The organism is uncultured Marinobacter sp., assembly GCF_963974375.1.
GTDB lineage: Bacteria > Pseudomonadota > Gammaproteobacteria > Pseudomonadales > Oleiphilaceae > Marinobacter.
In genome coordinates, this window is sequence record NZ_CAXBDN010000081.1 from 1 (window position 1) to 15761 (window position 15761).

Annotated in this window: 18 protein-coding genes; 16 read left to right on the top strand and 2 right to left on the bottom strand. The window is 56.7% G+C overall.

Annotated features, from left to right (window positions below):
- Positions 1–562: dienelactone hydrolase family protein (locus tag AAC035_RS08805; protein ID WP_339802693.1), on the top strand; the 562-nt coding region annotated here is incomplete at its 5' end.
- A gap of 35 nt (positions 563–597) precedes the next feature.
- On the opposite strand, the gene AAC035_RS08810 is transcribed toward AAC035_RS08805, so the two are convergent.
- Complete coding sequence (locus AAC035_RS08810) at positions 598–1575, bottom strand: helix-turn-helix domain-containing protein (RefSeq protein WP_339802696.1); 978 nt, start codon at positions 1573–1575, stop codon at positions 598–600.
- 350 nt (positions 1576–1925) lie between these two features.
- Between AAC035_RS08810 and dctP the strand changes: the two genes are divergently transcribed.
- The 11 genes from dctP to AAC035_RS08865 all read left to right on the top strand — a co-directional run bounded on the left by dctP (position 1926) and on the right by AAC035_RS08865 (position 8104).
- Positions 1926–2948 carry a TRAP transporter substrate-binding protein DctP gene (gene dctP / locus AAC035_RS08815; protein WP_339802699.1) on the top strand — a complete coding sequence of 341 codons (1023 nt, stop codon included), beginning with the start codon at positions 1926–1928 and terminating at the stop codon, positions 2946–2948.
- A gap of 96 nt (positions 2949–3044) precedes the next feature.
- Positions 3045–3377, top strand: a complete 333-nt coding sequence (locus AAC035_RS08820; protein ID WP_339802702.1) for a TRAP transporter small permease subunit — start codon at positions 3045–3047, stop codon at positions 3375–3377.
- Complete coding sequence (locus tag AAC035_RS08825; RefSeq protein WP_339802704.1) at positions 3377–3643, top strand: hypothetical protein; 267 nt, start codon at positions 3377–3379, stop codon at positions 3641–3643. Before AAC035_RS08820 ends, AAC035_RS08825 begins: the two co-directional genes overlap by 1 nt.
- 80 nt (positions 3644–3723) lie before the next feature.
- A complete protein-coding gene (locus AAC035_RS08830) occupies positions 3724–5007 on the top strand; it encodes a TRAP transporter large permease (RefSeq protein ID WP_339802706.1) in 1284 nt (427 codons plus the stop codon).
- A 53-nt stretch (positions 5008–5060) separates the two neighbouring features.
- Positions 5061–5501, top strand: coding sequence for a universal stress protein (locus AAC035_RS08835; protein ID WP_339802710.1), 441 nt, complete (start codon positions 5061–5063; stop codon positions 5499–5501).
- Positions 5502–5519: 18 nt separating this feature from the next.
- Complete coding sequence (locus AAC035_RS08840; protein ID WP_339802713.1) at positions 5520–5735, top strand: hypothetical protein; 216 nt, start codon at positions 5520–5522, stop codon at positions 5733–5735.
- A 255-nt stretch (positions 5736–5990) separates the two neighbouring features.
- Positions 5991–6620: a Bax inhibitor-1/YccA family protein gene (locus tag AAC035_RS08845; protein ID WP_339802741.1), complete on the top strand. Its 630-nt coding sequence runs from the start codon at positions 5991–5993 to the stop codon at positions 6618–6620.
- Between the two features lie 112 nt (positions 6621–6732).
- Entirely contained in the window at positions 6733–7158 is a 426-nt protein-coding gene (tusD, locus tag AAC035_RS08850; protein ID WP_339802715.1) for a sulfurtransferase complex subunit TusD, read from the top strand.
- A 1-nt stretch (position 7159) separates the two neighbouring features.
- Positions 7160–7513, top strand: coding sequence for a DsrE family protein (locus AAC035_RS08855; protein ID WP_339802718.1), 354 nt, complete (start codon positions 7160–7162; stop codon positions 7511–7513).
- On the top strand, positions 7510–7782 hold the full coding sequence (gene tusB, locus AAC035_RS08860) for a sulfurtransferase complex subunit TusB (protein WP_339802721.1): 273 nt from the start codon (positions 7510–7512) through the stop codon (positions 7780–7782). The genes AAC035_RS08855 and tusB overlap by 4 nt, the downstream gene beginning before the upstream one ends.
- A 4-nt stretch (positions 7783–7786) precedes the next feature.
- Positions 7787–8104 carry a TusE/DsrC/DsvC family sulfur relay protein gene (locus AAC035_RS08865; RefSeq protein WP_339802724.1) on the top strand — a complete coding sequence of 106 codons (318 nt, stop codon included), beginning with the start codon at positions 7787–7789 and terminating at the stop codon, positions 8102–8104.
- A 97-nt stretch (positions 8105–8201) separates the two neighbouring features.
- On the opposite strand, the gene nfuA is transcribed toward AAC035_RS08865, so the two are convergent.
- The gene (gene nfuA, locus AAC035_RS08870) at positions 8202–8789 is read right to left on the bottom strand and encodes a Fe-S biogenesis protein NfuA (RefSeq protein ID WP_339802727.1); all 588 of its coding nucleotides are present in this window, start codon (positions 8787–8789) and stop codon (positions 8202–8204) included.
- Between the two features lie 256 nt (positions 8790–9045).
- On the opposite strand from nfuA, the gene metH reads away from it, so the two are divergent.
- The 4 genes from metH (at position 9046) to AAC035_RS08890 (ending at position 15672) form a co-directional block, all read left to right on the top strand.
- Complete coding sequence (metH, locus tag AAC035_RS08875) at positions 9046–12744, top strand: methionine synthase (protein WP_339802729.1); 3699 nt, start codon at positions 9046–9048, stop codon at positions 12742–12744.
- Between the two features lie 34 nt (positions 12745–12778).
- Positions 12779–13018, top strand: a complete 240-nt coding sequence (locus AAC035_RS08880; RefSeq protein WP_339802731.1) for a DUF2970 domain-containing protein — start codon at positions 12779–12781, stop codon at positions 13016–13018.
- 505 nt (positions 13019–13523) lie between these two features.
- Positions 13524–15176 (top strand): nitrite/sulfite reductase, encoded by a 1653-nt coding sequence (locus AAC035_RS08885; RefSeq protein ID WP_339802735.1) that lies wholly within the window; start codon positions 13524–13526, stop codon positions 15174–15176.
- Positions 15169–15672 carry a DUF934 domain-containing protein gene (locus AAC035_RS08890; RefSeq protein WP_339802738.1) on the top strand — a complete coding sequence of 168 codons (504 nt, stop codon included), beginning with the start codon at positions 15169–15171 and terminating at the stop codon, positions 15670–15672. Before AAC035_RS08885 ends, AAC035_RS08890 begins: the two co-directional genes overlap by 8 nt.
- Positions 15673–15761: the final 89 nt, after the last annotated feature.

Sequence of the window (15761 nt, forward strand, 5' to 3'; positions counted from 1 at the left end):
GCCCAAACACGTCCGTGACACCCTTGGTGATGCGTTCGCGGCGCTAGGCTACCTGCAGCAGCGCCCGGACATCGACCCTGAGCGGATCGGTCTGATGGGTTTTTCCTGGGGCGGGGTAGTTGCCATGCTGGCGGCGGCAGAAGACGCCTCCGCAACAAACGCACCGGGCTTTAATTCGATGGCCGCGCTCTACCCGGTCTGCTGGGGCTATAACCGGGTCCCCGGATATGACCTGACACAGGTCCGGGCCTCACGATTATTGATCATCAGCGGTGCCGATGACGACTACGATGCCCCGAACGACTGTGAGCAGCTTGTCGGCAACCTGGACGAATCTGAGCAACCAAAGATCGACCTGGTCCAGTTGCCGGATGCGACCCATGCCTTTGACCGCAGGGCCCCGGAAAGTCTGTTCTTCGATCCATACGCCTACAGAGGCAAAGGTGGCGATGTGCGGATACGCTATAACCCGGTCGCAACGAACAATGCCCTTGAACGAATCGCCGGGTTTTTCAGTGCCACCCTGACCCCGGATTCGTCCGGGGACGTTTCTCGTCGCTGAAGACCAATCCTGCTCGCAACAGCAGGCCATGACTATCAGGAAACGTCCATAACCCCGGCATTCATTTTCAGCTGGTTACGCATACCGCTTGGTGAGGTGCCGTATCGTTTGAGCCAGGCGTCGCGAAACGATCGGGTGCTCTGAAAGCCGGATTTTTCCGCCACCAGTTCCACGGAGTCATTGGTCAGCGCCAGCAGTTCAGATGCCCTTCCAAGCCTGAGGTCGGTAAGGTAACTCTTGATGGACACGCCAGTACTGGCCCGGAACAGTCGCTGTAGATGTCGGGGTGATACCCGGAAACGCTCCGCCAGGCGCGCCACGGTGACCGGCTGACACAGGTTTCTGGCGAGGACATCCTGTACTTCATGGATCAGTGGGCTGACATGATTGCGATTGCGGAAGTGCAAGGATATCTGCGGGTCGTCGGCCATTCTGCGGGCGAACACCACCAGCTCTCTGGCGGTATCGACGGCTTCCCTGGCACCGCGAAGCTGGCTGATCAGATGCAGGGTCAGATCAATGCCGGCGGTCACACCTGCAGAGGTGTAAAGATTGCCATCCTCCACAAAGATCCGTTCCGGAATCACTTCGGCCTCAGGAAACCTGAAGCGCAGCTGATTGAGCAGGCGGTGGTGGGTGGTACAGCGGCGGCCATTCAGCAAACCCGCCTCCCCCAGCACGAAAGCGCCGGTGCAGATGCCGGCGAGTTTCACGCCCTGATGGTGAACCGACTGCAACCAGCGCACCAGAACCGGGTCCGCCGCCGTTTCGCGGGAGCCATCGGTCAGTTTCATTCCACAAACCATCACCAGACTGTCGGCACCAATGGTTTCAGGCAAGGGTTCAAGTCTTGCCAGTGACAACCCCTGCCAGCTGGCAACCTGCTCGGCTACGCTAATGAAATGCATGTTGAAGCGGACGCCATGGAGCTCGTTGGTTTCATGAATGGCCTGCACCGGACCGGACATATCCAACAGGTGAACATCGGGTAACACCAGAAAATACACATCCATGATGGTTGGCAGACCTTATTGAACAGCGAAACGAAGAGCACATTTCCGGACTTCACACCGGATTAGGGATACTACCGTTGAGGGAACCAAATGAAATGTCGCACAAATATACAGTACTTCAAATCCAGCTTTCAGTGATCCATTTCTGTGTTCACCTTATTCTGGTTATGAGCGGTTAATGGCGATGCTTCCTTGCCTTATTCGCGGTCTTTTGTCAGTCTTAAATAGCGTTAATCAATTAGCCACGGCTGGTTTCGGATCTTTTCGCACCCGGACGGCAGGCCACTTAGAGAATAATAAAGCCGGTCAGACCCCAGCCGTGCCTCTCGAAGGACGATGGAGATGAAGGCATGACGAAGAACAAAACTCTCAGGAAACTGGTGGGTGCTTCCTGCCTGTCGCTGGCCGCCATGAGTGTGGTCAATCTGGCGTATGCTGATACCTGGCGTTACGCCCACGAGGAATACGACGGCGACGTACAGGATGTGTACGCGCACAAGTTCAAGGAATATGTCGAAGAGAACTCCGATCATAACGTTCAGGTTTTCCGCTTTGGTGAGCTTGGCGAATCTGACGACATCATGGAGCAGACCCAGGCGGGTATCCTGCAGTTCGTGAATCAGTCTCCCGGCTTTACCGGTTCACTGATCCCGGAAGCCCAGATCTTCTTTATTCCTTACCTGATGCCCACCGATATGGAGACGGTGATCACCTTCTTCCGCGAAAGTCAGGCCATTAACGAGAACTTCCCGAAGCTATACGCCGAGCAGGGCCTGGAACTGCTGAAAATGTACCCGGAAGGTGAAATGGTGGTCACGGCCGACGAGCCGATCACTTCACCGGAAGAATTCAGCAACAAGAAAATCCGGGTGATGACCAATCCGCTGTTGTCTGCTACCTATGAGGCGTTCGGCGCCGTACCAACGCCACTGCCCTGGGGTGAGGTCTATGGTGCGCTGCAGACCAACATGATCGATGGCCAGGAAAATCCCATTTTCTGGATCGAATCTGGCGGCCTTTATGAGGTGTCTCCGAACCTGATCTTTACCGGCCATGGCTGGTTCACCACCGCGATGATGGCCAACCAGGACTTCTTCAACGGGCTTTCCGAAGAAGAGCAGCAGTTGGTGCGGGATGCCGCCGATTATGCGTTCGAAGAAATCATCGAGCACATTGATGGACTGGCAGACGAAGCGCTGGCGAAGATCACCGAAGCCAGTGACAAGGTTACGGTTACCCGTCTTGACGAGAAGCAGATCGAAGCCTTTCGCGAGCGCTCACCACAGGTTGAGGAACGCTTCATCGAAATGACCGGCGACAGCGGCCAGCAGTTGCTGGACCAGTTCAAGGCAGACCTGGAAGCCGTGCAGTAAATCTGGCGCCCCGGCAGCTCGTTGCCGGGAATGACAATCCGGAGCCGCAAGCCAGGGTTCCGGATTGTTTTCAGAACCACTCAATGGGAAATCGCCATGAACGAGCCTGCCACAGAACCGGATGAAGCCACAGGCTACCAGTCCGGATTACCCGGAGTGCTGGGTACCATAGACGTAGCCATCAGCAAGGTGGAGGCCGTGATACTGGCTTCAGGTGTGATCCTGATGGCGCTCAACACCTGCATCAATGTCATCGCCCGGTTCGGTTTCGGTAAAGGACTGTTCTTTTCCGGCGAGATCAATCGCATCCTGATTATCATGATTACGTTTGCCGGCCTGGGTTATGCCGCCCGCCATGGCCGCCATATCCGCATGTCCGCATGTCCGCCATTTATGACACGCTGCCGGTGGCCGGAAGAAAAGCCCTGATGGTTCTGATTTCATTCGTCACATCGGCAATCATGTTTTTCCTCTGTTACTACGCTTATGAATACATCATGACCCTGTACAGCAGAGGCCGGATTTTGCCTGCACTCAGCATTCCGGTATGGACCATTTACCTGTGGGTCCCTCTTGGCTTTGCCATTACCGGTATCCAGTACTTCCTTACCGGCATAAAAAATCTGACATCAAAAGACGTATACCTGTCTACGGGAGTCGTCGACGGCTACGCCGACACGGAATCCGAAGTCTGACTGCCAGCGCGGACTGACTGGTCGGCATGATCTGCAGTGCTGACGGTTTCGCGGAGTGTAAAAAAGAACAAGGAATTATCATGGCCATAACCCTGATGACGATCATGATCGTGCTGCTGCTGCTGGGCTTCCCGATGATGATTCCCCTGATTACTGCCTCGCTGGTCGGCTTCTACATGACGTTTGACGGGTTCGGACAGATGGGAACTTTTGTCCAGCAGATGATGGGCGGAATTCGCCCGGCCTCGTTGATTGCTGTGCCCATGTTTATCCTTGCCGCCGATATCATGACCCGGGGCCAGTCCGCGGACCGGCTGATCGCCATGGTGATGGCGTTTATTGGTCACATCAAAGGTGGCCTGGCAATCAGTACCGCCACCTCCTGCACCCTGTTCGGCGCGGTTTCCGGTTCTACCCAGGCCACGGTGGTGGCTGTAGGCTCGCCGTTACGACCGAAAATGCTCAAGGCCGGTTATTCCGATTCCTTCACGCTCGCGCTGATTATCAACGCCAGTGATATTGCCTTCCTGATTCCGCCCAGTATCGGCATGATCATTTACGGGGTCATCTCCGAGACCTCCATTGCCGAACTCTTTATCGCCGGCGTCGGTCCCGGACTGCTGATCCTGCTGATGTTTTCGATCTATTGCCTGATCTATGCCTATCGCCACAACGTCCCCACCGAGGCAAAATCCAGCTGGCGGGAACGAGGCACATCGGTTCAGCGGGCGATCTGGCCACTGTTTTTTCCGGTCATCATTGTCGGTGGTATTTACGGCGGTATTTTCAGCCCGACTGAGGCGGCCGCAGTGTGCGTTCTCTACGCCTTTATTCTGGAATTCATCATCTTCAGGTCACTCAAAGCCGTCGATATCTATCGAATCGCCAAATCCACTGGTCTGATCACTGCGGTCGTGTTCATTCTGGTAGCGGTGGGTAATGGTTTTTCCTGGATTATCTCCTTTGCACAGATTCCGCAGGCCATTCTCGACGCGGTAGGCATCAGTGAAGCCGGGCCGGTTGGTGTGCTGGTGATGATTTGCGTAGCGTTTTTTATTGCCTGCATGTTTGTTGACCCCATTGTGGTGATCCTGGTGCTGACGCCCATTTTCGCTCCGGCCATTGCGGCAACAGGGCTCGATCCAGTGCTGGTGGGTGTGCTGATCACCCTTCAGGTCGCCATAGGCTCAGCCACACCACCTTTCGGCTGCGACATATTCACAGCTATTGCCATATTCAAGCGCCCTTACTGGGAAGTGATCCGGGGAACACCACCTTTTATTTTCATGCTGATTGCCGCGGCGGGGCTGATAATTGCCTTTCCCCAGATTGCACTATTCCTGCGGGACCTGGCCTTCCGCTAGGAAAAACCGGAAATCAGTCAAGGCAATGACCGGCGAGAGCAAAGGAGGAACACATGTTCAGACGCATACTGGTAGCCGTTGATGGCTCGAAACCCGCGCTGGACGCGCTTGAAAAGGCCGTAGGCCTGCAGAAACTGACCGGGGCAGAGCTTATTCTGCTCTGTGTATACAAGCATCACAGTCTGTTTGAGGCATCCTTGTCGATGGTACGTCCCCAGGAACTACAAATTCCCGATCAGGCGCTGTCCGAGTATGCCCGGGACGTGGTCGAATACGCCAAGCAATTTGCCATACAATGTGGAGCCCACGGCGTCAGGGGGTTTGTCAAAGGCGGTCGTCCTTCGCGGGTCATTATCCAGTTTGCCCGCGAACGGGATGTCGACCTGATCGTCATTGGTTCCAGGGGCACCCACAGCGATACCGACGGAATGATTCTGGGCAGCGTATGTCAACGAGTCGCCAATATGGCAGAATGTCCGACACTCGTTGTGTGAATATCAGGAGAATCCGCCATGGCCAGGTTACCGGATACCCAGGAATCGAAACCAGAGCAGCCCCAGCCCCCTGTGCCGGATAGGGTCCGGGACAACCAGAGGTTCTCGGTGTCAGCCAATCGCGGCAGAGCCCGGCACCATATCCGTTATGTGGAAACCGGCGGTGCAACCGTTGATCTGGGAGATTGTACGTTTTGCCAGGCAACGCCTGTACCCGACGACGGGCCTGAATAGACAACATCGGATCAAATAACGCCCAAATACATTACCGGAACGTAATCTTTTGATCTTTATTGAACCCCGGGCCTGAATTGTGGTCCTAATGGTTTGAAAGTACTCCCTTCGCCATTATGATGGTGAGTAGAAAGTTCATTTCCTCAGCGAAGCATGTAATCGGAGATAATGATGGAAAACAGACGTTTTAACGTCCAGCAGAATCAGGGAGCCTATTCCTCTTCTCAAACCGGTACGGGTATCAGCGCCGATGCCATGAAGGTTCTGCGTAATACCTACGCATTGCTTGCCATGACCCTGATGTTCAGTGCTGTCACCGCAGGCATCTCGATGGCTATCGGCCTGAGCCACGGTGTGGGCATTGTCTGCATGCTGATTTCCCTCGGCCTGATCTGGCTGGTTCTGCCCAAAACCGCGAACAGTCCTGCCGGTATCGGTGTGGTGTTTGCCTTCACCGGCTTGTTAGGCCTGTCTCTGGGACCAATCCTGTCTCATTACCTGGCGTTTTCCGGCGGCGGCACCATCGTCATGCAGGCCCTGGGCGGTACCGCGCTGGTTTTCCTGTCGCTGTCCGGTTATGTCCTGACCACCAAGAAAGACTTCAGCTTCATGCGCAGCTTCCTGTTCGCTGGCATGGTAGTGGTCATCCTGGCCATGGTTGGCGGGCTCATCGCCGGCATGATGGGCGCTAACGTCAGCGTTCTTCACCTCGCCCTGAGCGCAGCGATCGTTCTGCTGATGTCAGGTTTCATGCTGTACGACACCAGCCGCATTGTGAACGGTGGTGAAACCAACTACATCATGGCCACGACCGGGCTGTACCTGAGCATCTACAACATGTTCACCAGCCTGCTGCACCTGCTGGGCGTTTTTGGCGACGACTGATATCCGGTTGTGCCCATCCGGTAGCATTAACCGGTAACACAGAGCCCCGCTTCGCGGGGCTTTTGTGTTTTGTGGCATACTCTTCCGAAACTTTAATCCCGGAAACACCTCCATGAAGGCAAACCATAAGGACGCGGTCCTGAGCTATACCCTGGTGATTACCGGAGCGCCCTACACCTCACAGGCGCCACAAACAGCCCTGGCCTTCGCCGAAGCCCTGGTGGCAGCCGGACACCACATCGACCGGGTGTTTCTTTATGGTGATGGAGTGCAGCTGGCCTCGGCCCTGATCACTCCACCGTCCGATGAAGTGAACTGGACCCGACACTGGTGTGACTTCCTGCAACAGCATCAGGTGCCAGCCGCTGCCTGCATTGCTTCGGCCCTACGCAGAGGGGTCCTCGATAAGAAAGAACAGGAAAGATACGGCATGGCATCCCATAATCTGGTGCAACCGTTTGTGATTGCCGGTCTCGGCGAATGGGTGGAAGCCACCGGGCAGTCTGACCGCCTGATTCATTTCAACGGAAGCGTCTGATATGACAGCATCAGTTCTGATCATTATTGATCAGCCTCCCTACGGCAGCTGGGCGGGGCGAGAGGCACTGGATATGGCGTTTGCCCTGGCAGCCTTCGACAGGCCGGTCAGTCTGCTGTTTCGCAGCAGTGGCGTTCTCTGGCTTGCGCCAGACCAGGATGCCAGTGCTATCAGTCAGAAAACGGTGCTGAAAAATCTGGGGGCGGCCACCGTCTTTGGCGTTGAAGCCCTGCTCGCCGATACGGTGGCGCTGGCGGACTTCGGCCTCAGCACCGCGGGCCTGCCCGCAGGCAGTCAGCCGGTCACCATCAGTCCTGAACTTTACCGCCAGTATCACCAGGTCATCCAGCTATGAGCGCGACACTTCACCTGCTGAACAAAAGTCCGGAGCACCCCAGGTTCGCAGCCTGCCTGGCCGCTCTGGCTAATGGCGACAAACTGGTCCTGATAGAGAACGCGGTGATCGCCCTCAAAAACTGTCAACTGGTACTGCCGGCAACCTGCGTCGTCAGTCTGGCGGATTGTCAGGCCCGGGGCATCAACCCTGAGCGGCCCGAAACTGCGCTGGACTACCCTGCACTGGCAGCCCTGACAGCAAGCCACACCCGAATCATCAGTTGGTAATCCAATGTCACTACCACCACGAAACAGCGAAGGTTTTCTGGAGAATGCGGCTGACTGGGCGCCGGAAACCGCTATCGCCATTGCCCGGGAAAGCAACATTGATCTTTCCGATAATCATTGGGAAATCATAGAATTGCTTCGATTATTTTATAAAGCACATGAAGTTTCTCCTCCATCAAACCGACTGTTCGTAAAGGCTGTAAAAGAGCAGCTGGGCGAAGATAAAGGCAACAGCATCTACCTCATGCAGTTATTTCCCGGCACTCCGGCAAAAACTGCCTGCCGCATTGCCGGCTTGCCCCGCCCCACCAATTGCCTCTGATCCGAACCACCGAAAGCGCTCCGGCGCGCCTGCAATAAAAAAGCCCCGGAGGGCTAAACGCCCGGCCGGAGCTTTCAGGATCAAACGGGAAACACGGTTACTGGTAGTAAGCGTTTTCCTTGACCGAATGGTCGGTGACATCACGAACGGCGGAAATCTCCGGAACCCGCTCTTTCAGCGTGGTTTCAACGCCCTGCTTGAGTGTCAGACTGACGGCACTGCAACCCTGGCAGCCGCCCCCGAACCGCAGTACAGCAACCGACTCGTCCACCACTTCCACCAGGGACACCTCACCGCCGTGGGAGGCAAGTCCGGGGTTGATCTCGGACGCCAGAACGTAATTGATACGATCATTCAACGGCGCGTCGTCATCAATTTTCGGCACTTTGGCGTTGGGTGCCTTGATGGTGAGCTGGCCTCCCATCTGGTCCTTGGAGTAGTCCACATAGGCCTCTTCCAGGAACGGCACCGAATTGTGATCCAGATACAGCGTAAATTTGGTCAGGTCCACCTGCTCATCGGTCGGGACGATTTCGTTGGGCGGACAATAGGCCAGGCAGGTTTCCGCATGCTTGGTGCCCGGCTGGGTGACAAAAATCCGGACGCCCATGCCCTCGACATCCTGCTTGCCAATCAGCTCTGCCAGGTAGTCTCTCGCGGAATCAGTAACGGTTACCAATGCCATTTCATCAACCTGTATTGTAAATGTAGGTCCATTTTAATGGAGATCGTCTGAACATGAAAGACCAAGTAAAATAGTCAGACTTTATCTGTGCCATAGCGCCGGCTTTGCGGGAACCGCTCAGAAGGTGAAGAGTAGACGAACCCTGCGCCAGGTGATGAGACCTTACGCCCGGACTTTGGTACCATGAGCGGCTGACCGGGCTTTGCCCCGTCGCCAGATTATCAAGACTTCCTCTGACTTTCGGATTCATCTGACTATGACTGACCGTGCAACCCGACTCGCCCAGCTTCACCAGGCCGCAAGAGAACGTATTCTGATTCTTGATGGTGGTATGGGCACCATGATCCAGAACGAAAAACTGGACGAAGCCGCGTTCCGTGGCGAACGGTTTGCCGATTATGATCGGGAAGTCAAAGGCAACAACGACCTGCTCTGCCTGACCCAGCGTGCGCTGCTGAAGCGCATTCATGCGGATTATCTGGAAGCCGGCGCGGATATAATTGAGACCAATACCTTCAACTCCACGCAGGTATCCCAGGCAGATTACGGTCTGGAGGCCATTGCCCGGGAGCTGAACGTCGAATCGGCCCGCCTTGCCCGCGAAGTGGCTGATGAATTTACCGCGCTGAATCCGGACAAACCCCGCTTTGTGGCCGGTGCCGTGGGGCCCACCTCCCGCACCGCCTCCATGTCACCGGATGTCAACAACCCGGGCTTCCGCAATGTGGACTTCCAGACCCTGGTGGACAACTACTATGAGGCCGTCGGTGGCCTGGTGGACGGCGGCTGCGACCTGATCCTGATTGAAACCATCTTCGACACGCTCAATGCGAAAGCCGCAATCTACGCCACCCAGCAGTATTTCGAAGACAGCGGCATTGAGTTGCCCATCATGATTTCCGGCACCATTACCGATGCCTCGGGCCGCACCCTTTCCGGCCAGACCACCGAAGCTTTCTGGAATTCCGTTGCCCATTCACGGCCGTTTTCCGTGGGCCTGAACTGCGCGCTGGGTGCCGATGCGCTGCGCCCTTATGTGGAGGAACTCTCCAACAAGGCGGAAACCCTGGTCAGCGCCCACCCCAATGCCGGTCTGCCCAACGAGTTTGGCGAATACGACCAGACCCCCGAGGAAATGGCAGCCATCATTGAGGACTTTGCCCGGGAAGGCTTCCTTAACATCATCGGCGGCTGTTGCGGCTCCCGTCCGGACCACATTGCCGCGGTTGCGGCAGCGGTCTCGAAGTACCCGCCCCGCAAGCTCCCGGAGCGCCCGAAAGTGCTGCGCCTGGCCGGCCTGGAGCCCTTCACCGGTGACGAAAACACGCTGTTTATCAACGTGGGTGAGCGCACCAACGTGACCGGCTCCAAACGCTTTCTCCGGCTTATCAAGGAGGAGCAGTACGAAGAAGCCCTCAGTGTGGCCCGGGATCAGGTGGAAAACGGCGCCCAGATCATTGATATCAACATGGACGAAGGCATGCTGGACTCGAAGGAGGTCATGGTTACCTTCCTGAATCTGGTCGCCTCCGAGCCTGATATCTCCCGCGTGCCCATCATGCTGGATTCCTCAAAATGGGAAGTCATCGAAGCGGGTCTACGCTGCGTGCAGGGCAAGTCGGTAGTCAACTCCATCAGCCTGAAAGAGGGTGAGGAAGAGTTTCTCAAGCGTGCCCGGGACTGTATGCGTTATGGCGCTGCGGTCGTGGTCATGGCCTTTGATGAGGACGGCCAGGCGGATACCTACGAACGCAAGATCCAGATCTGCAAGCGCTCCTACGACACTCTGGTGGGCATCGGCTTCAATCCGGCGGATATCATCTTTGATCCCAATATCTTTGCCATTGCCACCGGTATTGAAGAGCATAACAACTACGCAGTCGACTTCATCAACGCCACCCGCTGGATTCGTGAGAATCTGCCCCACGCCTCCATTTCCGGTGGCGTCAGTAACGTCTCCTTCTCGTTCCGCGGTAACGATGCGGTGCGGGAAGCGATCCACTCCGTGTTCCTGTATCACGCCATCAAGGCCGGCATGAACATGGGCATTGTGAATCCCGGGCAGCTGGTGATTTACGACGAGATCGAGCCTGAACTGAAAGAACTGGTTGAGGATGTGGTCCTGAACCGTCGTCAGGATTCCACCGACCGGCTTCTGGAAATTGCCGAGCGCTTCAAGAACCAGGGCGGCAAAGCCCGCGAGGAAGATCTTGCCTGGCGTGAATGGCCGGTGAAAAAACGCCTTGAACACGCCCTGGTCAAGGGCATCACCAACTTCATCATCGAAGACACCGAAGCCTGCCGTCTGGAAGCCAACCGCCCTATCGAGGTCATCGAAGGGCCCTTGATGGAAGGCATGAACGTGGTGGGCGACCTGTTCGGCGATGGCAAGATGTTCCTGCCCCAGGTGGTCAAAAGCGCCCGGGTCATGAAGCAGGCGGTGGCCCATCTGATTCCCTTTATCGAAGCAGAAAAGTCCGGCGAACAGCAGGCCAAGGGCAAGATACTGATGGCCACGGTCAAGGGTGACGTTCACGATATTGGCAAGAACATCGTCGGCGTGGTGCTGCAGTGCAACAACTACGAGGTGATCGACCTTGGCGTCATGGTTCCCTGCGAGAAGATTCTGGAAACCGCGAAGCGTGAGAAGGTAGACATTATCGGCCTCAGCGGCCTGATTACTCCGTCGCTGGACGAAATGGTCCATGTTGCCCGGGAAATGCAGCGACTGGACTTCCATGTGCCGCTGATGATTGGCGGTGCCACCACCTCCAAGGCCCACACTGCGGTCAAGATTGAACCCCACTACAAGAATGACGTCGCTCTTTACGTGTCTGACGCCTCCCGCTGCGTCAATGTGGCCTCGACCCTACTCAGCAAAACCGCCAAGCCGGATTATATCCAGGGTATTCGCACCGAGTACGAGGAAATCAGGGAGCGTCGCAAACACCGGGGTGAGCGCACCAAACTGGTCTCACTCAGTGAAGCCCGCGAGCGCGCACCGGCCATCAATTATGACGACTATACCCCTACCCGTCCCACCTTCCTGGGACTGCGCAGGTTCGAGTCCTATGATCTGAACGAACTGGTGGACTTCATCGACTGGACACCGTTCTTTATTTCCTGGGACATCGCCGGCAAATACCCGGACGTGTTCAAGGATCCGAAACGGGGCGAGGCGGCCCGCTCGCTGTTCGAGGATGGCCAGAAAATCCTGCGCCGGATGATCGACGAAAAGCGCATTGAGGCCCGCGGCGTGATCGGTTTCTGGCCGGCCAATCGTCGTGGCGACGACCTGGTGCTTTATACCGATGAAAGTCGTCAGGAAGAACTGATGGTGCTCCACCACCTGCGCCAGCAGGATGACAAGGCGCCAGGCAAACCGATGATGGCGCTGTCGGATTTCGTGTTGCCGGAAGAGTCCGGACGTTGCGATTATGTCGGTGGCTTTGCAGTCACAACCGGCATTGGCGCTGAGGAATTTTCGGTGGAGTTCAAGGACGCCAACGATGATTACAACGCCATCATGGTGAAGGCCCTGGCCGACCGACTGGCTGAAGCCTTCGCTGAATGCATGCATCAGCGGGTCAGAAAGGAGTTGTGGGGCTATGATCCGGATGAAACGCTGGATAACAACGAGCTGATCCGCGAACGTTACAAAGGCATCCGCCCGGCTCCCGGCTATCCCGCCTGCCCGGATCATACCGAGAAAGCGGCCCTGTTCGAACTGCTGCAGGCTCCGGAAAATGCTGGCCTTGAGCTGACAGAGAGCTTTGCCATGTTCCCGGCTGCGGCCGTGTCGGGCTGGTATTTTGCGCACCCCGAATCAAAGTATTTTTCAGTAGGCAAGATCGGCAAGGATCAGGTTACAGACTATGCCGAGCGCAAGGGTCTGTCGAAAGCTGACGCTGAGCGCTGGCTCGCCCCCAGCCTCGCCTACGATCCGGCTGAATGAACACAGCACATCCAACGACACGACGAGAACGGCCATGACAGACCATAACAAAAACGGCAATGCGCCTGACACTCAGAACCGCAAGCCGCCAGGCCTGCTGAAGGTTTTCCAAAGCGTACTGGCAGGGGCACTTGGTGTTCAGTCCAGCAAGCGTCACGAAGAAGACTTCACCAGTGGCAGTCCCTGGCCCTACATCATCGTGGGCATCGTTTTTACCGCTGGATTCGTGGTTACGCTGATGCTGATCGTCAAGTGGGTGCTGTCGGGCAGCTAACAGATTGAAAGGAAGCGAGGCAGGCCAGGGAGGCCCTGATTTCCTGTCGATGGACAGGGGTAACCGGCGCCAGGGGAGTAGCGCCGGCTTACACGGGTCAGCGGGTTGCGATCCAGGTAACAGCGAAAGCAACAACCAGTGCCACGATCAGGGTGAACGCAACAGCATCTACAGCACTGTCACTCATGGTGCTTTTTTTCATGGAATCTCTCCGGTTGGTTTTTGTTGTTCGGCACCGGGCACGGCGCCCTGACAATTCAAGGCCATAATTTATGCGAAGCCAACGCCCAAGTCCAGTCTGCTGACCCGCTACGCCAACCAGGCCGCCCGGGGCTGTTGGCCAATCCTCCGAATTGGCGGTACAGCTTCTGGAAAACCCCGGCGCAACGGCCCTGCTTATCGCTAAAATCGATTACCATATTTGGAAATAATCGTTTTGGAAATATAGGCTCGATGCTATCCTGCCGCCCATCAGCCTTTATAGCCAATACCAGGACGTTACACTATGTACGTTTATGACGAACACGACCGGCAGATTCTGGCAGAGCGTGTAGACCAGTTCCGTGACCAGACCCAACGGGCGCTCGCCGGAGAACTTGCTGAAGACGAGTTTCTGCCCCTTCGGCTGCAGAATGGCCTCTATGTGCAGCGGTTGGCACCGATGCTTCGCATCTGCGTACCCTATGGCATGATGCGTTCCGTGCAGTTGCGCCGCCTCGCCCGTATCAGCCGTGACTACGACAAGGGCTATGCGCACTTCACCACTCGCCAGAATGTGCAGCTGAACTGGCCGAACCTGGAAGATGTTCCGGACATTCTGGCTGAACTGGCGGAAGTGGAAATGCACGCAAACCAGACCAGTGGCAACTGTATCCGCAACACCACCACCGATCAGTTCGCCGGCGTTCAGGACGACGAGCTTGCAGACCCACGACCCTACTGTGAAATTATCCGGCAGTGGTCCACCTACCACCCGGAATTCGCGTTCCTGCCCCGCAAGTTCAAGGTTGCGGTGAACGCCAGCGCACACACTGACCGCGCTGCCATTCAGGTCCACGACATTGGCCTGCAACTGGTTCGTAATGAGTCCGGCGAGCTGGGCTTCCGCGTGCACGTGGGTGGTGGCCTTGGTCGTACGCCCATGGTGGGACCGGTGATCCGCGAGTTTCTGCCGGAGCTGGATCTGTTGACCTATCTGGAGGCGGTCCTGCGGGTCTACAACCGCTATGGGCGTCGGGACAACAAGTACAAGGCACGCATCAAGATCCTGGTGAAGGCACTGACGCCGGAAGGCTTCGCCGAGCGTGTCGAGGAGGAGTGGCAACACATCAAGGACTCCCCGACCCGGCTGACTCCGGATGCGATCCAGAACATACAGCGGTTTTTCACCGAGCCAGACTATCAGGCGCTGGAAAATAATCCGGCGGCACTGACAGAAGCCCGCGGTGAAAGCCGGGCCTTCGACAACTGGGTAACCCGCAATACCAATACCCACAAGAAGCCCGGCTACGCCATTGTCACCCTGACCGTGAAGAAGACCGGCGTTCCCCCCGGCGACGTCTCAGATCGTCAGCTGGAACAGATCGCCGACCTCGCGGACGAATTCAGCTTTGGTGAAGTGCGGGTGACCCATGAGCAGAACGTGGTTTTGGCAGACGTACGCCAGGATCAGCTGTTCGCCCTCTGGCAGGCACTGCGCCCCATCGGTTTTGCAACGGCCAACCTGAACACCCTGACCGATGTTATCTGCTGCCCCGGCGGGGACTATTGCGCCCTCGCCAATGCCAAGTCGATTCCTATCGCCGAATCGATCCAGCGCCGCTTTGACAACCTGGATTTCCTGTACGATCTGGGCAACATTGACCTCAATATATCCGGCTGTATGAACGCCTGCGGTCATCACCATGTGGGCCACATCGGGGTATTGGGCGTCGACAAGAAGGGCCAGGAGTTCTATCAGATCAGCCTCGGCGGCTCGTCCCGGAACGATGCGGCCATTGGCAAGATTCTGGGGCCATCATTCGCCGCTGACGCCATGCCGGATGTGATCGAAAAGCTGGTCAATGTCTTCGTTGAGCGCCGTACCGGGGAAGAAGAATTCCTCGACACCTATCGTCGCATCGGAATCGAGCCGTTCAAGGAGAGTGTCTATGCCTGATATCGTCAACCAGGACGGCAGCATTCGTGCCGACGACTGGACTGTGGTTGCCCACCCGGCTGAGGGCGAGTCGCTGGTTCTGCCTGATGGCAACTGCCTGATCCCGGCAGAACTGTGGCTGGCGGGCAAGGACCGCTTCCTGGGCAAAGCCGGCGTGGGCGTCTGGCTGGAAAGCCATGAAGAGCCACACCTGCTTGCGGAGGTGGTCAGCAAACTGCCACTGATCGCCGTCAACTTCCCGAAGTTCAGCGATGGCCGTGGCTACAGCACCGCCCGCCTGCTGCGGGAACGTTACGGTTATCAGGGAGAACTGAGGGCCATAGGAGACGTGCTGCTGGATCAGCTGCAGTTCATGAAGCGGTGCGGGTTCGACAGCTATGCCCTGCGGCCTGACAAGGACATCTCCAAGGCGGCCCGGTGTCTGAACTTTTTCAGCAACACCTATCAGGCGGCTACCGACAATGACCAGCCGCTGTTCCGGCGTCGCGCCGGCTAGTGTCCCGTCTGGTTAATTCGTTGATCTACTGAGCCCATTGAGAGCCTTGAGAGCAAGGCGCGGTGGCGAAGGTTTGGTGGCTCCAAATC